General features: G+C 62.1%; 16 protein-coding genes and 2 pseudogenes. 3 read left to right on the plus strand and 15 right to left on the minus strand.

Translation table 11 applies throughout. The features are described 5' to 3' along the window. Entirely contained in the window at positions 1 to 396 is a 396-nt protein-coding gene (locus tag INT12_RS05735; protein ID WP_017849849.1) for a hypothetical protein, read from the plus strand. Between the two features lie 108 nt (positions 397 to 504). On the opposite strand, the gene INT12_RS05740 is transcribed toward INT12_RS05735, so the two are convergent. After that, positions 505 to 1419 (minus strand): LysR family transcriptional regulator, encoded by a 915-nt coding sequence (locus INT12_RS05740; protein WP_193058783.1) that lies wholly within the window; start codon positions 1417 to 1419, stop codon positions 505 to 507. A 124-nt stretch (positions 1420 to 1543) separates the two neighbouring features. Between INT12_RS05740 and INT12_RS05745 the strand changes: the two genes are divergently transcribed. After that, a complete protein-coding gene (locus INT12_RS05745; protein WP_026140391.1) occupies positions 1544 to 2812 on the plus strand; it encodes an MFS transporter in 1269 nt (422 codons plus the stop codon). An 11-nt stretch (positions 2813 to 2823) separates the two neighbouring features. On the opposite strand, the gene INT12_RS05750 is transcribed toward INT12_RS05745, so the two are convergent. From INT12_RS05750 to pilM, 11 genes and pseudogenes are all read right to left on the minus strand, one after another. After that, the gene (locus INT12_RS05750; RefSeq protein WP_193039505.1) at positions 2824 to 3333 is read right to left on the minus strand and encodes a cytochrome b/b6 domain-containing protein; all 510 of its coding nucleotides are present in this window, start codon (positions 3331 to 3333) and stop codon (positions 2824 to 2826) included. Positions 3334 to 3530: 197 nt separating this feature from the next. After that, positions 3531 to 4598, minus strand: coding sequence for a uroporphyrinogen decarboxylase (gene hemE / locus INT12_RS05755; RefSeq protein ID WP_017849853.1), 1068 nt, complete (start codon positions 4596 to 4598; stop codon positions 3531 to 3533). A 242-nt stretch (positions 4599 to 4840) separates the two neighbouring features. Next, on the minus strand, positions 4841 to 6259 hold the full coding sequence (locus INT12_RS05760) for an FAD-dependent oxidoreductase (protein ID WP_017849854.1): 1419 nt from the start codon (positions 6257 to 6259) through the stop codon (positions 4841 to 4843). Positions 6260 to 6291: 32 nt separating this feature from the next. Further along, positions 6292 to 10737, minus strand: coding sequence for a glutamate synthase large subunit (gltB, locus tag INT12_RS05765; protein ID WP_193058784.1), 4446 nt, complete (start codon positions 10735 to 10737; stop codon positions 6292 to 6294). A gap of 351 nt (positions 10738 to 11088) precedes the next feature. After that, positions 11089 to 12651: an SPOR domain-containing protein gene (locus tag INT12_RS05770; protein WP_193039506.1), complete on the minus strand. Its 1563-nt coding sequence runs from the start codon at positions 12649 to 12651 to the stop codon at positions 11089 to 11091. Positions 12652 to 12661: 10 nt separating this feature from the next. Further along, the gene (gene aroB / locus INT12_RS05775; protein ID WP_169884392.1) at positions 12662 to 13762 is read right to left on the minus strand and encodes a 3-dehydroquinate synthase; all 1101 of its coding nucleotides are present in this window, start codon (positions 13760 to 13762) and stop codon (positions 12662 to 12664) included. A gap of 125 nt (positions 13763 to 13887) precedes the next feature. Next, positions 13888 to 14406 carry a shikimate kinase AroK gene (gene aroK / locus INT12_RS05780; protein WP_026140392.1) on the minus strand — a complete coding sequence of 173 codons (519 nt, stop codon included), beginning with the start codon at positions 14404 to 14406 and terminating at the stop codon, positions 13888 to 13890. 4 nt (positions 14407 to 14410) lie between these two features. Further along, positions 14411 to 15664 (minus strand): annotated as a pseudogene (locus tag INT12_RS05785) (type IV pilus secretin PilQ); the annotation flags it as partial. A 141-nt stretch (positions 15665 to 15805) separates the two neighbouring features. After that, positions 15806 to 16777: a pilus assembly protein PilP gene (locus INT12_RS05790; protein WP_193039635.1), complete on the minus strand. Its 972-nt coding sequence runs from the start codon at positions 16775 to 16777 to the stop codon at positions 15806 to 15808. Beyond that, the gene (locus tag INT12_RS05795; RefSeq protein ID WP_126585348.1) at positions 16774 to 17328 is read right to left on the minus strand and encodes a PilN domain-containing protein; all 555 of its coding nucleotides are present in this window, start codon (positions 17326 to 17328) and stop codon (positions 16774 to 16776) included. Before INT12_RS05795 ends, INT12_RS05790 begins: the two co-directional genes overlap by 4 nt. Continuing rightward, positions 17325 to 17978, minus strand: coding sequence for a type IV pilus biogenesis protein PilM (gene pilM / locus INT12_RS05800; RefSeq protein ID WP_104904587.1), 654 nt, complete (start codon positions 17976 to 17978; stop codon positions 17325 to 17327). The genes INT12_RS05795 and pilM overlap by 4 nt, the downstream gene beginning before the upstream one ends. Before the next feature lie 220 nt (positions 17979 to 18198). On the opposite strand from pilM, the gene INT12_RS05805 reads away from it, so the two are divergent. After that, on the plus strand, positions 18199 to 20661 hold the full coding sequence (locus INT12_RS05805) for a penicillin-binding protein 1A (RefSeq protein WP_413469013.1): 2463 nt from the start codon (positions 18199 to 18201) through the stop codon (positions 20659 to 20661). Between the two features lie 199 nt (positions 20662 to 20860). Here the strand turns inward: INT12_RS05805 and INT12_RS05810 are convergent, their stop codons facing one another. The 3 genes and pseudogenes from INT12_RS05810 to rpmE form a co-directional block, all read right to left on the minus strand. Continuing rightward, the gene (locus INT12_RS05810) at positions 20861 to 22129 is read right to left on the minus strand and encodes a malic enzyme-like NAD(P)-binding protein (RefSeq protein ID WP_017849864.1); all 1269 of its coding nucleotides are present in this window, start codon (positions 22127 to 22129) and stop codon (positions 20861 to 20863) included. Between the two features lie 257 nt (positions 22130 to 22386). Then, a pseudogene (locus INT12_RS31140) lies at positions 22387 to 22467 on the minus strand (thermonuclease family protein); the annotation flags it as partial. Positions 22468 to 22481: 14 nt separating this feature from the next. Then, positions 22482 to 22712 (minus strand): 50S ribosomal protein L31, encoded by a 231-nt coding sequence (rpmE, locus tag INT12_RS05815; RefSeq protein ID WP_017849866.1) that lies wholly within the window; start codon positions 22710 to 22712, stop codon positions 22482 to 22484. Positions 22713 to 22908: the final 196 nt, after the last annotated feature.

Genomic DNA, 22908 nt, shown 5'->3' on the forward strand with positions numbered 1-22908 from the left:
ATGTCTTCCTTGCTACGCGCCACCCTGATCACCCTGGCCCTGCTGACCGGCGCCGGTTGCACCAGCAAACCGGTGCTCAACACCCAGCACGACTTGCCGGCGGGTGCCCAGGTCAGCGAAGAACAAGTCAAACAGGTGATCGTCACCGCCCTGCAAAAACGCGAATGGACCGTGCAACGCCTGAGCCCGCAACTGGTGCAGGCCGAGATCACCGTGCGCAATCAGTTCTACGCCGCCATCGACATCCGCTACACCCGCAACAGCTACGCGATCACCTACCGCGACAGCCGCGACCTGGGCTACAAGGACGGCAAGATCCATCGCAACTACAACCGTTGGGTGAGCATGCTGGATCGGGACATCATGGCGGGGTTGCGTTCGGCGGGGATGCAGTAACCCCGGAAACGACAAAGGGCGCCGTTCGGCGCCCTCTTCACAAACCGCTGGGCTTGTCATCGCCGTGTCCTGCCTGGCTCTGCAAGCGCTGGCAAAACACAGCTGAACTCACCGCACCCCAAGCGCGCTGCGAACCGCCGCCTTACGCGTCAACAACTCCACGAACGCCTGCGCCATCGGCGTTTGCGCGCCCTTGCGCTGCACCAGCCACACCGCCGTCACCGCCTCCTGGTCGAGCAGGGTGCGATAGACCACGCCATCGATGCGGATGCGCTGGTAGGACGCCGGCAGCACCGACACGCCCACCCCCGCCGCGACCAACCCGATGATCGTCATCGCCTCCCCGGCCTCCTGGGCAAAGCGCGGGCTGAAGCCGGCGTCGCGGGCCAGGTTGAGCAGTTGCGCGTAGAGGCCACTGCCGTAGCTGCGCGGGAAAAACACGAACGGCTCCTCGGCCAACTGCGCCAGGTGCAAGCCCCGCTCGCTGCCTTGCACCAAGGGATGATCGGCGTTGAGCACCGCCACCAGAGGTTCGCGCATCAACTCCACCACACTCAGCGAGTCCGGCAACGGCAACGGGCGCATCAAGCCGACCTGGATCGACTCATCCACCAGCGACTCGGCCACCTCTGTGCTGCTCATTTCCTGCAAACTCAGGTGGACCGCCGGGAACGCCTGGCGAAACGCAAAGATCGCCTGGGGGATGCTCGAATTGAACGGCGCCGACGACGTGAAGCCGATCTTCAGTTCGCCCAGCTCACCCAACTGCGCCCGGCGTGCCACATCCGCGGCCTTATCGACTTGCGCCAGCACCAGTCGCGCCTCGTGCAGGAACAAGCGCCCGGCTTCGCTCAGTTCGACCCGACGGTTGGTCCGCTCGAACAAACGCGCGCCCACCTCGTGCTCCAGCGCCTGGATCTGCTGGCTCAGAGGCGGTTGCGAGATGCCCAGCACCTGCGCGGCCCGGCCCAAATGCAGCTCTTCGGCGACGGCAATGAAGTACCGCAGGTGACGTAATTCCATAGCAGCCTCATTAGGTCGTTAAAGCTATCAAACAGGTCGAACAATATATTGGAAAGAATCATTAGGCAGCTATATTCTTTTTTGCATTGCCGGTCCTGGCAGGCTTTTCCTCCCCGAGGTCCCCGTGAAATCTGCTGTCGCTCCATTCGCTCAAGAAGTCCCGTCGACTGCCCTGGATAAAAGGGTGGAGCAGCTCACTGACACGTACATCGAAAAAGGCACACCGATGTTCATGCGGACCGTGCTGGCGCTGTTCTGCGGCGGCTTCGCGACGTTTGCCCTGCTGTATTGCGTGCAGCCGATGATGCCGGCGTTGTCCCACGAATTTTCCATCAACGCGGCGCAAAGCAGTCTGGTGCTGTCGGTGTCCACGGCGATGCTCGCCCTGGGCCTGCTGATCACCGGGCCGATTTCCGACACCCTGGGGCGCAAGCCGGTGATGGTCGCCGCGTTGTTCTGTGCCGCCCTGTCCACCATCGCCAGCGGCCTGATGCCGAGCTGGGAAGGGATTCTGCTGATGCGCGCGCTGCTGGGGCTGTCGCTGAGTGGTCTGGCCGCCGTGGCGATGACCTACCTGAGCGAAGAGATCCACCCGCAGCACATCGGCCTGGCCATGGGCCTGTACATCGGCGGTAACGCCATCGGCGGCATGAGCGGGCGCCTGATCATCGGCGTATTGATCGATTTTGTCAGTTGGCACACCGCCGTGCTGATCATCGGCGCCCTGGCCCTGATCGCCGCGACGGTGTTCTGGAAAATCCTCCCCGAATCGCGCAACTTCCGCGCCAGCAGCCTCAAGCCGCGCAGCCTGGTGGACGGCTTCGTCATGCACTTCAAGGACGCGGGCCTACCGTGGTTGTTCCTCGAAGCCTTCCTGCTGATGGGCGCGTTTGTGACGATGTTCAACTACATCGGCTATCGCCTGCTGGCCGACCCGTATGACCTGAGCCAGGCCGTGGTCGGCCTGCTGTCGCTGGTGTACCTCTCGGGCATCTACAGCTCGGCGAAAATCGGCGCGCTGGCCGACCGCCTCGGCCGCCGCCGTGTGCTGTGGGCCACCATCGTGTCGATGCTTGGCGGCATCGGCCTGACCCTGTTCACTCCGCTGTGGCTGGTGATACCCGGCATGCTGGTGTTCACCTTCGGCTTCTTCGGCGCGCACTCGGTGGCCAGCAGCTGGATCGGCCGTCGCGCGGTGAAAGCCAAGGGGCAAGCGTCGTCGCTGTACCTGTTCTGCTACTACGCGGGGTCAAGCGTCGCCGGCACCACGGGGGGGTTCTTCTGGCATTTGGCCGGGTGGAACGGGATTGGCGGGTTTATCGTCGCGCTGTTGCTCGGCGCGTTGCTGGTGGCGTTGAAGTTGGCGAAATTGCCGCCGCTGGCCTCGGCTTGAGGCGCAGCGCCCTAGAACGACATCCGCACCATCACCCGCTTGCCCCGGCGCTCGTGCATAACCACGGCGCCGATGTGCATCACCAGCATCAGCAACAAGGCCACGCAGGACAGCACATGCACGCGGGAGTACCAGACGATGCTGGCCGGGTCACTGTGAAACGGTGCGAAGGAGACCAGGTTAAAGAGGTTGATCGGGCGATCCATCATCAGTACCCCTGTTGCCAGCACCATTGCCAACACCACATACATGGCCTTATGCACCCATAGCGCCAGGTATTCCCGTGGTGAACGCCTGACGGAAAAATCCAGGCCGTGGGTAAAGGAGCAACAAACCCGCACAACAAACACCGGGATGTACAGGGTGGTCAATGACACATTGAAAAAAAACACCCACGCTTTGACCGAGGCCGGCACGGCGAATATCGCCACGACAGAACCTGACAATAGCGTCCACACGATGATGACAGCCGAAACCCAATGCAGCAGTTTCTGGCACGTTGAATAGTCAGCGGTATTCATCCAGCGATCACCTGACAACGGACGCCAATCACTGGCGAGTGGAAAAGTTGGGCAGGATTTTTTCTTGGGCGGACAACGGCAGCCGTAGGAGAAGTCCTAAAGACCACAGACTACCAAGGCAGGACTTAACAAGAGCTGAAGCGCAACGAGCCCCCGCCTGCCGGGCAGACGGGGGCTCGATTCAGGCGGGGACGCTGTTACTCGTGATACTGCGCCGACAACTCATGCACCGCGCGCAAGAACGCGCCGGCATGTTCCGGGTTCACTTCCGGCGTAATGCCGTGACCCAGGTTGAACACATGCCCGCTGCCCTTGCCGTAGCTGGCCAGGATGCGCCCGACTTCAGTGCAGATGGCTTCTGGCTTGGCGTACAGCACGGTCGGGTCCATGTTGCCTTGCAGCGCAACCTGGTTGCCGACGCGACGGCGGGCGTCGCCGATGTCGCAGGTCCAGTCCAGGCCCAGGGCATCCGCGCCGGCATCGGCGATGCTTTCCAGCCACAGGCCGCCGCCCTTGGTGAACAGGATCACCGGCACTTTACGGCCTTCGTGTTCGCGGATCAGGCCGCTGACGATCTTGCGCATGTAGGCCAGGGAGAACTCCTGGTACGCCGCCGCCGACAGGTTGCCGCCCCAGGTGTCGAAGATCTGCACCGCTTGCGCGCCGGCCATGATCTGGCCGTTGAGGTACGAGGTGACCGACTGCGCCAGCTTGTCCAGCAGCAGGTGCATGGCCTGCGGGTTGTCGTAGAGCATGGCCTTGGTCTTGCGGAAGTCTTTCGACGAGCCGCCTTCGACCATGTAGGTGGCCAGGGTCCAGGGGCTGCCGGAGAAGCCGATCAGCGGCACGCGGCCATTGAGCTCGCGGCGGATGGTGCTGACGGCGTCCATCACGTAACCGAGGTCTTTGTGCGGGTCCGGGATCGGCAGCGCTTCGATGTCGGCCAGGGTGCTGATGACTTTCTTGAAACGCGGGCCTTCGCCGGTCTCGAAGTACAGGCCTTGGCCCATGGCGTCAGGAATGGTGAGGATATCGGAGAAGAGGATGGCCGCATCCAGCTCCGGGTAGCGGTCCAACGGCTGCAGGGTGACTTCGCAGGCGAACTCCGGGTTCATGCACAGGCTCATGAAGTCGCCGGCCTGGGCGCGGCTGGCGCGGTATTCCGGCAGGTAGCGACCGGCTTGACGCATCATCCACACAGGGGTGACGTCTACGGGCTGCTTGAGCAGGGCACGAAGGAAACGGTCGTTCTTGAGGGCAGTCATGTCGGCATCCGCAAAAAAAGTACGGGCATTTTCTCAGAGCGCGACGCAAAAGGCACGGGATGAGCCGTGCCTTTTATCTATCGGGTTGATTTACGACAATCTCTTGGGCATATCAAAACCAAATGTGGGAGGGGGCTTGCCCCCGATTGCAGTGTGTCAGTCTCAGTATCTTTAACTGGACTACCGCTATCGGGGGCAAGCCCCCTCCCACATGTTGATCCCATTTCAACTCGGGATCGGGGTCAGACCTGCAGGTAGTCCAGGATACCTTCGGCGGCGTTGCGGCCTTCGAAGATCGCCGTCACTACCAGGTCAGAGCCGCGCACCATGTCGCCACCGGCGAAGATCTTCGGGTTGCTGGTCTGGTGCTTGTACTGGCCTTGTTCCGGGGCGACGACGCGGCCCTGGCTGTCGGTCTGGATCTGGAACTGCTCGAACCACGGCGCCGGGCTTGGGCGGAAGCCGAAGGCGATGACCACGGCGTCGGCCGGGATGATCTCTTCGGAACCCGGGATCGGCTCGGGGCTGCGACGGCCACGGGCGTCCGGTTCGCCGAGACGGGTCTCGACCACCTTCACGCCTTCGACGCGGTCTTCACCGACAATCGCGATCGGCTGGCGGTTATAGAGGAATTTCACGCCTTCTTCCTTGGCGTTCTTCACCTCTTTGCGCGAGCCCGGCATGTTCGCTTCGTCACGACGATAGGCACAGGTCACCGACTTGGCTCCCTGGCGGATCGAGGTACGGTTGCAGTCCATCGCGGTGTCGCCACCGCCCAGCACCACGACCTTCTTGCCTTTCATGTCGATGAAGTCTTCCGGCGACTTTTCAAAGCCCAGGTTGCGGTTGACGTTGGCGATCAGGAAGTCGAGCGCGTCGTACACGCCCGGCAGGTCCTCGCCGGCAAAGCCGCCCTTCATGTAGGTGTAGGTGCCCATGCCCATGAACACTGCATCGTATTCGGCGAGCAGTTGTTCCATGGTCACGTCTTTGCCGACTTCGGTGTTCAGGCGGAACTCGATGCCCATGCCGGTGAACACTTCACGACGATTGCTCAGCACGGTTTTTTCCAGCTTGAACTCGGGGATGCCGAAGGTCAGCAGGCCGCCGATTTCCGGGTTCTTGTCGAACACCACCGGGGTCACGCCGCCACGCACCAGCACGTCGGCACAGCCCAGGCCCGCCGGGCCCGCGCCGATGATCGCGACGCGCTTGCCGTTCGGCTTGACCTTGGACATGTCCGGGCGCCAGCCCATGGCGAAGGCGGTGTCGGTGATGTACTTCTCCACCGAACCGATGGTCACCGCGCCAAAACCGTCGTTGAGGGTGCAGGCACCCTCGCACAGACGGTCCTGCGGGCACACCCGGCCGCAGACTTCCGGCAGGGTGTTGGTCTGGTGCGACAGCTCGGCGGCGGCGAGGATGTTGCCCTCGGCCACCAGTTTCAGCCAGTTGGGAATGAAGTTGTGTACCGGACACTTCCATTCGCAATACGGGTTACCGCACCCCAGGCAGCGGTGGGCCTGGTCGGCCGACTGCTGGGGTTTGAAGGGTTCGTAGATTTCCACGAACTCTTTCTTGCGTTGACGCAACAGTTTCTTCTTCGGATCTTTGCGCCCGACATCGATGAACTGGAAGTCGTTATTCAGACGTTCAGCCATGTTAAAACCTCATCAAACTCTTCAGGCGCATATCACTGCGGGTTGGCACGGATGCTGGAAAGCAACGATTTCAGGTTGGCAGCCTTGGGCTTGACCAGCCAGAAACGACGCAGGAAATCATCAAGGTTCTCGGCGAGGTTACGACCCCATTCGCTGCCGGTTTCCTCGACGTACTCGTCCAGCACGTGCTGCAAGTGGTTACGGTGGGATTCCATCGCTTCGCCGCTGATCCGCTGGATCTCGACCAACTCGTGGTTGACCCGGTCGACGAAGGTGTTGTCCTGGTCGAGCACGTAGGCGAAACCGCCGGTCATGCCCGAACCGAAGTTGTAACCGGTCTTGCCCAGTACCGCGACAAAGCCCCCGGTCATGTACTCGCAGCAGTGATCGCCAGTGCCTTCCACCACGGTGTGGGCACCGGAGTTACGCACGGCGAAACGCTCACCGGCGGTACCCGCGGCGAACAGCTTGCCGCCGGTGGCGCCGTACAAGCAGGTGTTGCCGATGATGGCACTGTCCTGGGTCTTGTAGACGCTGCCTTTAGGCGGAACGATCACCAGCTTGCCGCCGGTCATGCCCTTGCCCACGTAGTCGTTGGCGTCACCTTCCAGGTACATGTGCAGGCCACCGGCGTTCCACACGCCGAAGCTCTGGCCCGCGGTGCCCGTGAAGCGGAAGGTGATCGGCGCCTTGGCCATGCCCTGGTTGCCGTGCTTGCGCGCGATTTCGCCGGAGATGCGTGCGCCGATGGAGCGGTCGCAGTTGCAAATGTCCAGGCTGAATTCACCGCCGCTGGCGTCGTTGATCGACGAAGCGGCCATCTCGACCATCTTCTCGGCCAACAGACCTTTGTCGAACGGTGGGTTGCGGTCCACCTGGCAGAATTGTGGCTTGTCTGCCGGGATGTGATCGCTGCCCAACAGCGGCGTCAGGTCCAGGTGTTGTTGCTTGGCGGTCTGGCCTTCGAGGATGTCCAGCAGATCGGTGCGGCCGATCAGCTCTTCGAGGGAGCGCACGCCCAGCTTGGCCAGCCACTCACGGGTTTCTTCGGCGACGTAGGTGAAGAAATTCACCACCATGTCGACGGTGCCGATGTAGTGATCCTTGCGCAGCTTCTCGTTCTGAGTGGCGACGCCGGTGGCGCAGTTGTTCAGGTGGCAGATGCGCAGGTATTTGCAGCCCAGGGCGATCATCGGCGCGGTGCCGAAGCCGAAGCTTTCGGCGCCGAGGATCGCGGCCTTGATCACGTCGAGGCCGGTTTTCAGGCCGCCGTCGGTTTGCACCCGGACCTTGCCGCGCAGGTCGTTGCCGCGCAAGGTCTGATGCGTCTCGGCCAGGCCCAGCTCCCACGGTGCGCCAGCGTACTTGATCGAGGTCAGCGGCGAAGCGCCGGTGCCGCCGTCGTAGCCGGAGATGGTGATCAGGTCGGCATAGGCCTTGGCCACACCGGCGGCGATCGTGCCCACGCCGGCTTCGGCGACCAGTTTCACCGAGACCAGGGCCTGTGGGTTGACTTGTTTGAGGTCGAAAATCAGCTGCGACAAGTCTTCGATCGAGTAGATGTCGTGGTGCGGCGGTGGCGAGATCAGGGTCACGCCCGGCACCGCATAACGCAGCTTGGCGATCAGACCATTGACCTTGCCGCCTGGCAACTGGCCGCCTTCACCGGGCTTGGCGCCCTGGGCGACTTTGATCTGCAGCACTTCGGCGTTGACCAGGTATTCCGGAGTTACCCCGAAACGGCCAGTCGCCACTTGCTTGATTTTCGAGCTCTTGATGGTGCCATAGCGCGCCGGGTCTTCGCCGCCTTCGCCGGAGTTGGAACGCGCACCCAGGCGGTTCATGGCTTCGGCCAGGGCTTCGTGCGCCTCGGGCGACAAGGCGCCCAGGGAAATACCGGCGGAGTCGAAGCGCTTGAGGACCGATTCGAGCGGTTCGATTTCGCTGAGGGCCAGCGGCGTATCCAGGGTTTTCACCTTGAACAGGTCGCGGATCATCGACACCGGACGGTTATCCACCAGCGCGGTGTATTCCTTGAACTTGGCGTAGTCGCCCTGCTGCACGGCAGCTTGCAGGGTGCTGACCACGTCCGGGTTGTAGGCGTGATACTCGCCACCGTGTACGAACTTGAGCAGGCCGCCTTGCTGGATCGGCTTGCGCGCACTCCAGGCTTCGGCCGCCAGGGCTTTCTGCTCGGCTTCGATGTCGACGAAACGCGCACCCTTGATGCGGCTCGGTACGCCACGGAAGCTCAGCTCGCAGACTTCTTCCGACAGGCCAATAGCCTCGAACAACTGCGCGCCACGGTAGGAAGTGACGGTGGAGATGCCCATCTTCGACAGGATCTTCAGCAGGCCCTTGGTGATGCCTTTGCGGTAGTTCTTGAACACCTCGTAGAGGTCGCCCAGCACTTCACCGGTACGGATCAGGTCACCGAGCACTTCGTAGGCGAGGAACGGGTACACCGCCGAAGCGCCGAAACCGATCAGCACCGCGAAGTGATGCGGGTCACGGGCGGTGGCGGTTTCCACGAGGATGTTGGAGTCGCAGCGCAGGCCTTTTTCGGTCAGGCGGTGATGGACCGCGCCGGTGGCCAGGGAGGCGTGGATCGGCAGCTTGCCCGGTGCGATGTGACGGTCGGTCAGCACGATCTGGGTACGCCCGGCGCGCACGGCTTCTTCGGCCTGGTCCGCGACATTGCGCACCGCGGCTTCAAGGCCGAGGCTCTCGTCGTAGTTCAGGTCGATGATCTGGCGGTCGAAGCCCGGACGCTCCAGGGTCATCAGCGAACGCCACTTGGCCGGGGAAATGACCGGCGAGCTGAGGATCACGCGGGAGGCGTGCTCAGGCGATTCCTGGAAGATGTTGCGCTCGGCGCCGAGACACACTTCCAGAGACATCACGATGGCTTCACGCAGCGGGTCGATCGGTGGGTTGGTCACCTGGGCGAACTGCTGGCGGAAATAGTCGTATGGCGTGCGAACGCGCTGGGACAGCACGGCCATCGGCGTGTCGTCGCCCATCGAGCCGACCGCCTCGTAGCCTTGCTCGCCGAGCGGACGCAGCACCTGGTCGCGCTCTTCGAACGTGACCTGGTACATCTTCATGTACTGCTTGAGCTGGTCGATGTCGTAGAACGCCGAACCGTGGTCGTTGTCTTCCATGGTCGCCTGGATGCGCAGGGCATTCTTGCGCAGCCATTGCTTGTACGGGTGACGGGACTTCAAGCGGTTGTCGATCGCATCGGTGTCGAGGATCTGCCCGGTTTCGGTGTCCACGGCGAGGATCTGGCCAGGACCGACGCGGCCTTTGGCGATCACATCTTCCGGCTGGTAGTTCCACACGCCGATTTCCGACGCGAGGGTGATGAAACCGTTGGTGGTGGTGACCCAACGCGCCGGGCGCAGACCGTTACGGTCGAGCAGGCACACCGCGTAGCGGCCGTCGGTCATGACCACGCCGGCCGGGCCGTCCCACGGTTCCATGTGCATCGAGTTGTACTCATAGAACGCCCGCAGATCGGGGTCCATGGTCTCGACGTTCTGCCACGCAGGCGGAATGATCATCCGCACGCCACGGAACAGGTCGATGCCGCCGGTGACCATCAGTTCGAGCATGTTGTCCATGCTGGAGGAGTCGGAGCCGACGCGGTTGACCAGCGGGCCGAGCTCTTCCAGGTCCATCAAATCGTTGGCGAACTTGGTGCGACGGGCCACGGCCCAGTTGCGGTTGCCGGTGATGGTGTTGATCTCGCCGTTGTGGGCGAGGAAGCGGAATGGCTGGGCCAGCGGCCATTTCGGCAGGGTGTTGGTGGAGAAGCGCTGGTGGAACACGCAGATCGCGGTTTGCAGGCGCTCATCGCTCAGGGCCGGATAGAAGGCGGTCAAGTCCGCCGGCATCATCAGGCCTTTATAAATGATGGTCTTGTGCGAAAAGCTGCAGATGTAGTGGTCGGTGTCGGCGGCATTCGACACGGACGAGCGACGACGCGAGGTGAACAGCTTGATCGCCATGTCCTGGTCGCTCAGGCCGTCGCCCGCGATGAACACTTGTTCGATCTGCGGCAGGCGCTCCAGGGCCAGGCGGCCGAGCACGCTGGTGTCGATCGGCACTTTGCGCCAGCCGACGAGTTGCAGGCCGGCCGCGAGGATTTCGCGGTTCATGTTCTCGCGAGCGGCTTCGGCTTTGACCGGGTCCTGGTTGAAAAACACCATGCCCACGGCGTACTGCTTGGGCAGCTCGACCGCGAAATGCTGTTTGGCGATGGCGCGCAGGAACAGGTCGGGCTTTTGAATGAGCAAGCCACAACCGTCACCGGTCTTGCCGTCGGCGTTGATCCCACCGCGGTGGGTCATGCAGGTCAGGGCCTCGATGGCCGTTTGCAAAAGGGTATGACTGGGTTCGCCCTGCATATGGGCAATCAGGCCGAAACCGCAGTTATCCTTGAATTCATCGGGTTGGTACAGACCTGCTTTCATAGACACTTTCTCACCAGGCTGCCTCTTATATCGAGGCAAATTTCTTTTCAATTCAACCAGTTACCTTCCACGCCGAACGTTCGCCGGCTTTGCAGGGGCAAAAGGGAGGTCATTGTACACACCGACACAGACGCTCACAAATTTAGCGACGAGATGTCGCAAATCTATGTCGCATTTATGAAAGGTTTAAAGCGATATGCTGTGCTAGTCAAAACTTTTTTAATTTTGACCGCTACGACTCAAAAGCCACTGTGACGCAGACACCACAATGCGCGCGGCCTTGAGGGCTGCACGCACTTGCGGTTTTTTTTGAGGTGCCGGGAGGGCGGCCTGGGTAAGGCCGCCGAATCTTCAGCGAGTTGCTGCCAGTTCTTGTTGAACGCTGGCAACAGTGCGAGGCCAAGGTTTACCAGCCTGAACCTTCGCTGGCAAGGCTTTGATAGCGGTATCGGCGGCGGCACGGCTGGAGAAGCTGCCGTAAGTGATCACGTAAAGCGGCTTGCCGTTGAGCACCTTCTTGAAATAACGGTACTCGCCGCCCTGCTCTTTGACGAAGGCTTGAGCATTGGCTTCAGAGCTGGTGCCGAGGATCTGCACCACGAAGTTACCGCTGGGCTGGCTGGTGTACCAGCTGCTGCCGGTGGCGCCGGCCTTGGCGACAGTCACCGGTTTTTCCGCCGGTTTGGCGGCCGGAGCTGGCTTGGCGACAGGCGCTGGCGCGACCGGCTTGGCGACGGGCGCCGGTTTGGCGGTCGCGACCGTAGGCGCAGGTACAGGCACAGGCGTTGGTTTTGCCGCCGGTTGACCGGCAGGCACGCCCGCTGGCGGCGCGGTGGTAGTCACGGTCGGCGGTGTGCTGCTGGAGCCTTCCACTGGCACACCGTCGTCGCCTTCGGAGATACCGCCGGCCGCTTCGGCGAGCGGGCCGCGCATGACAGGCTGGCCGACCATCGGCAGGTTGGTCGGTTGGCCGGAGTTGGCGAACTCGACATTCGGCGTGGGTTTACCCAGTGGTAACTGCGCCTGTTCGGTTGGCGCGCCGGCAGGCGTCGGTGCCTTGCTGCGACCCGGGATCAACCAGGCGGCGGCGACAGCGACCACGACAACGGCGGAAATAGCCAATACGTGCTTTTTAGGCATAGTGAACCCCATCTTTGGACGCTTGACCGCAGAGCGGCTGGCAATCATGGCTTCAATCATCGCATCGCGGGCAACCTGGTTGATGGTGCCAGGCCAGCCGTCGGAGCTTTCGTGAATATCAGAGATCTGCTGAGCGGAGAAAAGTTCGATGCCCTGCCCGGCGCCTTCGAGGCGTTGTGCCAGGTATTCACGGGTTTCTTCCTCTTCATACGGCTGCAATTCGATGACGTGAAACAGCTCCTGCTCGCCGCTGATCTGCTCCAGAGCGGCGATCAGGGACGATTCACCGAACAGGAACACATGCGGACGACCTTCCGGCGTACCCGCTGCCAGCGCCAGCAGCGCTTCGAGGGCCGACTCGTCAAGCTGCTCGGCGTCGTCCACCAGCAGGTAGACTTCCTGGCCGGTCAGGCCCAGTTGCACCACTTGCTTGAGAATCGCATTCGGCTCGGCGCTGGCAACGTCCAGGGCCTGGGCCACCTGACGCAGCACGCCCGCAGCATCGCCGGCGCCACGCGCCGACACCACTACGCTTTGCACCGATTGCTTGTTAGTGCTGGCGACCAGCGCCTGGCGCAGCAGGGTCTTGCCGCTGCCCAGCGGGCCGGTGACGACCAGCAACAGCTGGCTGTAGCGCGCGAGGTGATGCAACTGCCCGAGCACCGACTTGCGCTGCGCAGGGAAGAATTTGAAACCAGGCACCCGTGGAGCGAAGGGGTCGTGGCTTAACTGGTAATGGCCGAGGAACGCCTCGTCGGCATGCAAACTAGTCATCGGGCTCTTATTAACCTTTAAGCTGGGCCAGGGCGCGGTAATCCGCTCCCAGCGTGGCCTGTAGAATCTCTTTCGGATAATCGTCGGTCACCACCGCTTCGCCCATGCGGCGCAGCAGCACCAGTCGCAGTCGACCGTCGATCACTTTCTTGTCTATCGCCATATGTTCGAGGAAATCCGCCTCGCTCATTTCCTCGGGCGGGATCACCGGCAACCCGGCGCGCTGGAACAGGCGGATGCCCCGATCCCGGTCCTGGGCGCTGATCCAGCCCAGGCGTTGCGACATCTCCAATGCCATCACTGTGCCAGCCGCTACGGCTTCCCCATGCAACCACACACCATAGCCCATGTGCGTTTCGATCGCATGGCCGAAGGTGTGGCCCAGGTTCAAGGTGGCCCGTACACCGGACTCCCGTTCGTCGGCATTCACCACCAGCGCCTTGGCCGCACAGGAACGGGAGATCGCTTCGGTCAGCGCCACCTGGTCCAGCGCGCGCAGGGCGTCGACATGTTCTTCCAGCCAGGTCAGGAACGGCTCGTCGCAGATCAGCCCGTACTTGATGACTTCCGCCAGGCCCGCCGACAGCTCGCGCGGGGGCAAGGTGTTGAGGGTCGCGGTGTCGATCAGCACAGCCTGGGGCTGGTAGAACGCGCCCACCATGTTTTTGCCCAGCGGATGGTTGATGCCAGTCTTGCCACCCACCGACGAATCGACCTGGGACAGCAAGGTGGTCGGCACCTGGATGAAATCCACGCCGCGCTGGTAACAGGCGGCCGCAAAACCGGCCATGTCACCAATCACGCCGCCACCGAGGGCGACCACGGTGGTGCGCCGGTCATGGCGTGCGGTCAGCAGGCCATCGAAGATCAGTTGCAGGGTTTCCCAGTTCTTGTGGGCTTCGCCGTCGGGCAGCACCACGGAGATCACCGAGTACGCCGCCAGGCTGCGGCTCAGACGCTCAAGATACAGCGGCGCGACCGTTTCGTTGGAGATGATCGCCACTTGCCGCCCGGCAATATGCGGTGCGAGCAACTCGGGCTGGTCGAGCAGACCTTCGCCAATATGGATCGGGTAGCTGCGCTCGCCTAGATCGACCTTAAGTGTCTGCATGTGTCCCCGCGTTGAAGATGTATTAACGACCGGCAACGTCGTGATCCGACGTCGCCTGATGGCTCTACGCCACACCCCACAGGGTGATGACGCGCCGCCGAGAATAGCGCATTTCGGGCCTGGCTTTAACGGGGTGGCAGCCGTTGCAGGCGCTCGAGAATGTCGAGCACCACCATCCGAGGTGGCCGCTCATCGGTTTCCACCACCAGATCGGCGATTTCCCGATACAGCGGATCGCGCAGCGCCAGCAGATCCCGCAGGGTCTTCGCCGGGTCGGCGGTGCGCAGCAGTGGGCGATTGCGATCACGCGCGGTGCGCCCCACCTGCTGCTCGACCGACGCATGCAGATAGACCACCCGACCACCGGCATGCAATGCCCGGCGGTTCTCCTCGCGCATCACAGCACCGCCGCCGGTCGCCAGGACCACGCCATCGCAAGCGCACAGCTCGGCAATCATCGCCTGCTCACGGTCACGAAAGCCCAGTTCGCCTTCCTTATCGAAGATCCACGGGATATTGGCACCCGAGCGCACTTCAATTTCCTTATCGGAGTCTTTGAATGGCAGGCGCAGCTCTTTGGCCAGCAAACGGCCGATGGTGCTTTTTCCAGCACCCATCGGTCCTACAAGAATCAAATTTCGCACAGAATCAACGACTCACAGCAATCGCCTGGTTATTCATAATACGCGGAGTCAGGAATACCAGCAGCTCGGATTTTTTTTCTGCCAGCACATCGCGCCGGAAAAGGCGGCCAAGATACGGCACATCGCCCAAAAATGGCACTTTATCTAGCACTTTGCTTTGGGTATTGGAGAAAACTCCGCCGACGACGATGGTCTCGCCGTCCCTGACCAGCACCTTGGCGTTGACCTCGTTTTTCTTGATCGGCGGTACGTCGTTGAGCTTGTTCAGGTAATCCGGCTCATCCTTGGTGACTTTGACCTCCATGATCACGCGGTCGTCGGGGGTGATTTGCGGGGTGACTTCCAGGGACAGCGAAGCCTCCTTGAACGACACCGAGGTGGCGCCGCTGGAGCTGGATTCCTGATAGGGAATCTCGGTGCCCTTGAGGATGCGCGCGGTCTCCTTGTCGGACGTGACCACCTTGGGCTGCGAGACAATCTCGCCGTTGCCGGTTTTTTCCATCGCGGTCAGTTCCAGGTCCAGCAGCAGGTTGTCGGTGATAAACGCGACACCCAGGCCAGAAGTGTTGGTGAGCGCCCCCAAATCGACAAAGGGCGAGCCGGACGGGTTTTCCACAGGCTCGGTGCCTGGCTCCGGAGGTTTCTCGACACCGCCAGCGCCCCAGTTGCCGCGATTGACCCGCCCTCCCCAGCGCACGCCCAGGCTTTTGTCGTAGTCGACATTGGCCTCGACAATCCGCGCCTCGATCATCACCTGGCGCACCGGAATATCCAGCTGCGCCACGATGCGTCGCAGCTCTTCCAGGCGTTCGCCGGTCTGGTAGGCAATGATGTTATTGGTGCGGTCATCCACCGCCACCGAGCCGCGTTCGTCGGTGGCGCCTTCCAGGCCGGTCACCGACTGGAACAACTTGGCCAGGTCCGCAGCCTTGGCGTAATTGACCTGCAACAGTTCGCGCCGCAATGGCGCCAGTTCAGCCATCTGCTTGCGCGACTCCAGCGTCAGCAGCTCGCGCGCGGCCAACTCGTCGGCGGGCGCCACCAACAGCACCCCGGCCTTTACCCGCTGGTCCAGCCCCTTGCTTTGCAACACCAGGTCCAGCGCCTGATCCCAAGGCACGTCCTTGAGCCGCAGGGTGATCGAACCTTGCACATCGTCACTGGCGACCAGATTCAGGCCCGCCACATCGGCAATCTGCTGCAACACGGCGCGCAGCTCGATGTTCTGGAAGTTGAGGTTCAGCTTGTCGCCAGTATAGGTACCTGATGCCGCACCGCCGGGAGGCGGCAGCTGGATCAGATCCACACGATTGGGCACAGCAGCAGCCATCGGTGCCGTGAACGCTATCCATAGCGCCACACCGAAGGACGAGAAAGTCCTTTTCATTGTTTGATTCCGTTATGAGTTGACGTTCAGCACGAGGGTCCGCGGGCGTTCCAGCCACGCGCCCTGTTCATCGGGAAACAATTCGAGCAATTCCACATGGCCCTCATCAATAGCCGTGACCCGACCGTGGTCCGGCCCCAAGTAATCGCCGACCGCCAGCCTGTGGACGCTGGCGGCGGCACGCAGCAGGGCGAAGGTCTGCGCGCCTCGGGACAGCGTGCCGACCATTTCGAACTGGTCGACGGCGATACCTTCCAGGGCGCCGCGGGCACGCCCGAGGTCCGGTGCGAGCGCGGGCCGGCCAGGTACGTGACCGACCTGCAAGGCACGCGGCTGGAACGGATCACGCAAGGCCAGCGCGTCATAGACAAAGCGCGGCCCCGGCTCGACGGCCGGGGCCGACTGACCGCCCGACGACGGATTGCGATAGGTCTTGGCCACCAACTCCAGGCGCAACCCTGCCCCATCAGCCCGAAGCGCGACATCATGCACCGTGATGATGCGCGGCAAGCCGCCCAAAGCGCTCACAAACATCGCCAGGTCGTGATAAGCCCCGGTGACGCCCAGGCGTAACGGCTGCTCGATATAGAGCGGCCGGGGCTGCTCATCCAACACCACGATAGCGTCGACGAGCACCCCATTGGCCGCCCCCAGGCGAGCGATATCTTCGAGCAATGCGGGCACCTCGGATGCACTGGGCAACTGCTGCATCAGCCCGGCAAAACGCGCCTGCATCGCCTGAAACCGCTGGCTGCGCGCCTCCAGGCTGGCGGCAAGGCCAGCCTTCTGGGCCACCTGTCGCTGCAAGACGACGCCCTGCGCCTCGACCGCCTGCAACCGTTGCCGCGAGGGGCTCAGGTACGTCCCATCGCCCACCCACAGCACCAGGCCGGCGAGCGCGCAGCCGAGCACGACCTTGGCGGGCAAGGGCCATTTCGCAGCGTTGTGGGTGAGAGCGGAAAAGTCGAGCCTGGGCAGGCTCACGGTTGGGCCTCGACGGACTCTCCCTGGCGCACCATCAATTGAAATTCGTTGCCGCCCTGGCCATCTTCCATCCGCACATGTTGCAGCCGAGTGGCATGGGCGCCTTCGGAGGCTTGCAGGCGGCGCATCAGTTGGGCGATGTCCTGGCTGGAATCGGCGCTGCCACGGATGCTGACCGTATCGCCCTTCGCCACGACCTCGTGCAAATGCACGCCGTCTGGCATCGCGCGGGCCAACTGATCCAAGAGCTGGGCACCGGCCGAGCGGGCTTCGTTCAAGTCCTGCACGACCTTCATGCGCTCCGCCAATTGCTGGCTTTGTTCCTGCAGGTCATCGATGGTCTTGATGCGCGAGTCGAGGACGGCAGCGTCCTTGTCCAGGTGGCTATTGCGCGTCACTTGTCGATCGATCGCCCGGTCGATCACCTGATCGGCCAACCACACGGTTGCGAACGCCACGCAGACAAACGCCAGCAGCAGCCCCAGAAAGAATTTGCGCCGCCGTTCCGCCAGCGCCTGGCGCCAGGGCAAAAGGTTGATTAGTGTCTTCAAGCGAAACTCCTCAGGGCCAACCCGCAAGCAATTCCCATCCCGCGGGCATCCGCGGCCCATTGTGCGCCATCGACTCGATGGCCCGGCGTGAAGCTGGCGAAATCCTGACTGCAAGCGCGTGCGAATGCAAATGCTTCCACATCCACCACCTTCGGCACCAGCCCAGCCAGGGTCAAAACCGCGACCCGAGCCTCTACCTGGGCCTTATGGCACGCCGCGAGCAATACATCAACCCGTGCCAGGTTCTGGGCCGATGGCCCGCGAACCTGGAAATCCAGGGCCATCTCATCCAGCGGATAAGGGATGTACTGGTCGGCCTCCATTTGGATCATCCAGGTCATTTCTTCCTCACTGAGCCCCGCGTCCAACTCGATCACCCGGGTAATCACCGAAGCTCCCGCCACGGCCACGGCCGCTTGGCGGGCCGAGGTGCGCGAGCGGGCCAATGCCTGGGACAACGTCTGCCCCACGCCGTCGAGGTCGAGCACGCTGCTGTCGACTACCGCCTGGGGCGGTAGCGCCTGTGTGGCGTAGCTTTGCACGCTGTAACCGGCGGGCGAGTGGCCGAGTTCGATCAACCGGATGCCGGTGTCCTGGATGTCGACACCCAGGACGGTATCGACTTTTCGCCTGAAAAATCCCTTTTCCATAAAACTCCCTAAAACTTTCCCTGTCATACCGCCTGATTGGCGCGTGGCAGCGTGCATTCGGTCGCCTTGTTTGCGAGGCGCGAATGACGCCCCAAGCCGAAAATGCTTTAATGCCCAGCGTTTTTTCCCGCTTTTTATCTGCAGCCAGGGTCGATTCATCGTTTGCCATGCATGCCCCGGCGCCTAACCCATTCTTTTCTCTGGAAATCCAAAAGCCTTGATTCGTCTGCTGAAGTTTTTCGGGTACTCCATTGTCGCCATCGTTTGCGGGCTGCTGCTCGTCCTCAGCGGCGCCTACCTCTACCTTAGTCCGGGATTGCCCTCCGTAGAGGCCCTGAGAAGCATCCAGTTGCAGATTCCTTTGCGGGTCTATAGCAGCGATGAAAAACTGATCGCAGAGTTCGGCGAAATGCGCCGTACCCCGATTCGTTTCGCGGATATTCCACCCAACTTCATCAACGCCCTGCTGTCGGCCGAGGACGATAATTTCGCCAACCACTACGGCGTCGACCCCAGCAGCCTGGTGCGGGCCGCCACGCAATTGGTAAAAAGCGGACACATTCAATCCGGCGGCAGCACGATCACCATGCAGGTGGCGAAGAACTTCTTCCTCACCAGCGAACGCAGCTTTTCACGCAAAGCCACCGAGATCCTGCTGGCACTGCAGATCGAGCGGCAGCTGACCAAGGACGAGATCCTTGAGCTGTACGTCAATAAAATCTACCTGGGCAACCGCGCCTACGGCATCGAAGCCGCGTCCCAGGTCTACTACGGCAAGTCGATTCGCGACGCCAGCCTGGCGCAGATGGCCATGATTGCCGGCCTGCCCAAGGCGCCCTCGCGCTTCAACCCGCTGGCCAACCCGGCACGCAGCAAAGAGCGGCGCGACTGGATTCTGGGGCGCATGTACAAGCTGGGCAAAATCAGCCAGAGCGCCTATGAAAGCGCGGTGGCCGAGCCGCTGAACGCCAGTTACCACGTACCGACCCCGGAAGTGAACGCCCCTTATATCGCGGAGATGGCACGGGCCGAGATGGTCGGCCGTTATGGCAGCGAGGCCTACACCGAAGGCTTCCGTGTGACCACGACCGTTCCGAGCGACTTGCAGGAAATCGCCAACAACGCGGTGCATGAAGGCCTGATCTCCGACGACCAGCGCCATGGCTACCGCGGCCCCGAATCGCGCCTGCCGGGCAAGACCCTGAGCGCCTGGACCACCGAACTCGGCAAACAGCGCACGATCAGCGGCCTGGAACCGGCCATCGTCACCCAGGTGAAGAAGGACGGCGTGCAGGTACTGACCCGCACCGGCGAAGCGCATGTGGCGTGGGACAGCATGAAATGGGCGCGCCCATTCCTGAACACCAACAGCATGGGGCCGATGCCCAAGCAGCCATCGGACGTGGCGCAGGTGGGTGATTTGATCCGCGTGCAACGCCAGAAGGACGACAGCCTGAAATTCAGCCAGGTGCCGGTCGCCCAAGGCGCCCTGGTCTCCCTCGACCCGCAGAACGGCGCGATCCGTGCCCTGGTCGGCGGCTTCGCGTTCGAGCAGAGCAACTACAACCGTGCCACCCAGGCCAAGCGCCAGCCGGGTTCGAGCTTCAAGCCGTTCGTCTACAGTGCCGCCCTGGACAACGGCTACACCGCCGCCAGCCTGGTCAACGATGCACCGATCGTGTTTGTCGACGAGTACCTGGACAAGGTCTGGCGTCCGAAGAACGACACCAACACCTTCCTCGGCCCGATCCGCATCCGCGAGGCGCTGTACAAGTCGCGCAACCTGGTGTCGATCCGCTTGCTGCAGGCGATGGGCGTGGGCAAGACCATCGACTACATCACCCGCTTTGGCTTCAACAAGGCGGACCTGCCGCCGAACCTGTCCCTGGCCCTGGGGACGGCGACCCTCACGCCGATGGAAATCGCCACCGGCTGGAGCACGTTTGCCAACGGCGGCTACAAGATCACGCCGTACCTGATCGACAAGATCGAAAGCCGCAATGGCGACACCCTGTTCACCGCCAACCCGCCACGGGTGCCGGGTGATGTGGTCAATGGCGTGGCCGCCAGCGATGGGCTGGCCGCACCGAGCAACGGCGGTATCACCATCGAACCGACCCCAGGCGTCACGCCGGCGGCGAACCCGAGCGCCGCGCCTGAACCGCAGGCGCCGGCAGTGGCCGAACGCGTGGTGGATGGCCGCACCACCTACATCCTCAACAGCATCCTGGAAGACGTGATCAAGAAAGGCACCGGCCGCCGAGCACTGGCCCTGGGCCGCGCGGACATCGCGGGCAAGACCGGTACCACCAACGAATCCAAGGACGCCTGGTTCTCCGGCTACAACGCCGACTACGTGACCACCGTATGGACCGGCTACGACCAGCCGGAAAGCCTCGGCCGCCACGAGTTCGGCGGTACCGTCGCGCTGCCGATCTGGATGAGCTACATGGGCGCCGCCTTGAAGGACAAGCCGCTGCATACCCAGCCGGAACCGGAAGGCATCCTCAGCCTGCGGATCGACCCGATCAGCGGCCGCGCAGCATCGCCGAGCACGCCGAATGCGTACTTCGAGTTGTTCAAGAGCGAGGACACGCCGCCGTCGATCAACGAGCTGGGCAATGGCGTGGCGCCGGGCAGCCCGCTGCCGGCGGATGAGGCGGCACCGATCGATCTGTTCTAAACCAATGCGGTCAACCCTGTGGGAGGGAGCTTGCTCCCGATGGCGGTGTGTCAGGCACCAGGTTCATTGACTGACAGTCCGCCATCGGGGGCAAGCCCCCTCCCACATTTGGTTCTGCGCAGGCCTTGGGTTTATAGCCAGACAGCAAAAAGCCCCGACTCGCAAGAGCCGGGGCTTTTTGTTGGTGCGCTACAACGGCTTAGCCGTTGAACACATCATCCACGCTTTGCAGCGGGTAGTTTTTCGGATACGGCAGGGTGGCCACACCGGTCTCGATCGCAGCTTTGGCCACGGCGTCGGAGATCACGGTGATCAGGCGCTTGTCCATTGGTTTCGGAATGATGTACTCACGACCGAATTCCAGCTTGGCGCCACCGTAGGCATCGCACACGTCCTGAGGCACCGGCAGCTTGGCCAGTTCACGCAGGGCGTTGGCGGCCGCTACTTTCATTTCTTCGTTGATGCGCTTGGCGCGAACGTCCAGGGCACCGCGGAAGATGAATGGGAAGCCCAGCACGTTGTTGACCTGGTTCGGGTAGTCCGAACGGCCGGTAGCCATGATCACGTCGTCGCGGGTGGCGTGTGCCAGTTCCGGCGCGATCTCTGGGTCCGGGTTGGAGCAGGCGAACACGATCGGGTTGGCTGCCATGGCCTTCAGGCCTTCAGCGCTCAGCAGGTTCGGGCCGGACAGGCCGACGAATACGTCGGCACCGTCGAGGGCCTCAGCCAGGGTGCGCTTGGAGGACGGATGCGCAAACATCGCCTTGTACTGGTTCAGGTCGGTACGCTCGGACTGGATCACGCCCTTGCTGTCGACCATGTAGATGTTTTCCAGCTTGGCGCCCATGCTGACGATCAGCTTCATGCACGAGATGGCCGCAGCGCCAGCGCCCAGGCAGACGATCTTGGCGTCAGCCAGGGTTTTGCCAGCGATTTCCAGGGCGTTGATCATGCCGGCCGCGGTAACGATCGCGGTGCCGTGCTGGTCATCGTGGAATACCGGAATGTCGCACTGTTCGATCAGAGCCTTTTCGATCTCGAAGCACTCAGGTGCCTTGATGTCTTCCAGGTTGATGCCACCGAAGGTGATGGAAATGCGCTTGACGGTGTCGATGAAAGCCTGCGGGCTCTCGGAATCGACTTCGATGTCGAACACATCGATGCCGGCAAAGCGCTTGAACAGCACGCCTTTACCTTCCATGACTGGCTTGGAAGCCAATGGGCCGAGGTTACCCAGGCCAAGAATCGCGGTGCCATCGGAAATCACTGCAACCAGGTTGCCTTTGCCGGTGTATTTGTACGCCAACTCAGGGTCACGGGCGATTTCACGGACGGGCTCGGCAACGCCAGGGCTGTAGGCCAGCGACAGGTCGCGAGCGGTGGCAGTGGCTTTGGTGAGCTCTACACTCAGCTTTCCTGGACGAGGAAGGGCATGATATTCGAGAGCGGCAGTTTTCAAATCAGACATATCGGCATTCCGCTTTTACTGTTGGTCGACGGACCGCCGAGGATACTCGTGTCGTAAAGCCCCTACAAGACTGGGCAGTCACCGGTGTCAAGCGCCGTACACTACGACTTTCGGCCAAGAGCCACGGGACACAAGGGCTCAACTGTTCACAATCGACTTGAAAAATGTCTACAATTTTTCCTCGAGTGTCGATTTCAACCACCGCAATCGCGCTGGAGTGCCTGCTTAGCCGAGCAAAGCCTGATGACCGAGGCGGGCCTGGCCCCCGCCAGCCAAATCGCGGGCACAAAAAAGGCGCCCGCAAGGGACGCCTTTTTCAACAGCTGGCAAAAGCCCATAGGGCCTTTGAGCCTTACTCTGCTGGAGTAGCAGGCTTCTTGCCGAAAGCACCAAAGCGATCTGCGAAGCGCTGTACACGGCCGCCAGTGTCCAGAGTTTTCTGCTTACCGGTGTAGAACGGGTGGCACTCGTTGCATACGTCAGTGCCCAGTGGCTTGCACAGGTTCGAACGGGTTTCGAACTTGTTGCCGCAGCTGCAGGTGACTTCGATGGTTTCGTACGCTGGATGGATACCGGCTTTCATGGTGACTTCCTCAGGCTAGCGTGCCGCCACTCGACACCATTGTCGAATACCGCACGTAATTAGGCCGCGGATTCTACCAGACCTTTTTAAACGCGCAAGCGCCGCTCCGCATCGATTCAGCACACCAAAGCCCCTTTCATCCGAAAACCGCGGCATACCCAACGCATCCCTCGTCTGCTAGGCTCCCGCCCTTCGT

Origin of the sequence: Pseudomonas sp. K8 (assembly GCF_014889455.1) — a bacterium.
In the GTDB taxonomy this organism is placed as follows: Bacteria; Pseudomonadota; Gammaproteobacteria; order Pseudomonadales; family Pseudomonadaceae; genus Aquipseudomonas; species Aquipseudomonas veronii.

Excerpts from the sequence above, each read along its gene's own strand:
- INT12_RS05735 (WP_017849849.1), top strand. The coding sequence starts at position 1 with ATGTCTTCCTTGCTACGCGCCACCCTGATCACCCTGGCCCTGCTGACC.
- INT12_RS05740 (WP_193058783.1), bottom strand. The coding sequence starts at position 1,419 with ATGGAATTACGTCACCTGCGGTACTTCATTGCCGTCGCCGAAGAGCTG.
- INT12_RS05750 (WP_193039505.1), bottom strand. The coding sequence starts at position 3,333 with ATGAATACCGCTGACTATTCAACGTGCCAGAAACTGCTGCATTGGGTT.
- hemE (WP_017849853.1), bottom strand. The coding sequence starts at position 4,598 with ATGACTGCCCTCAAGAACGACCGTTTCCTTCGTGCCCTGCTCAAGCAG.
- INT12_RS05760 (WP_017849854.1), bottom strand. The coding sequence starts at position 6,259 with ATGGCTGAACGTCTGAATAACGACTTCCAGTTCATCGATGTCGGGCGC.
- gltB (WP_193058784.1), bottom strand. The coding sequence starts at position 10,737 with ATGAAAGCAGGTCTGTACCAACCCGATGAATTCAAGGATAACTGCGGT.
- INT12_RS05770 (WP_193039506.1), bottom strand. The coding sequence starts at position 12,651 with ATGACTAGTTTGCATGCCGACGAGGCGTTCCTCGGCCATTACCAGTTA.
- aroB (WP_169884392.1), bottom strand. The coding sequence starts at position 13,762 with ATGCAGACACTTAAGGTCGATCTAGGCGAGCGCAGCTACCCGATCCAT.
- pilM (WP_104904587.1), bottom strand. The coding sequence starts at position 17,978 with ATGGAAAAGGGATTTTTCAGGCGAAAAGTCGATACCGTCCTGGGTGTC.
- INT12_RS05810 (WP_017849864.1), bottom strand. The coding sequence starts at position 22,129 with ATGTCTGATTTGAAAACTGCCGCTCTCGAATATCATGCCCTTCCTCGT.
- rpmE (WP_017849866.1), bottom strand. The coding sequence starts at position 22,712 with ATGAAAGCCGGTATCCATCCAGCGTACGAAACCATCGAAGTCACCTGC.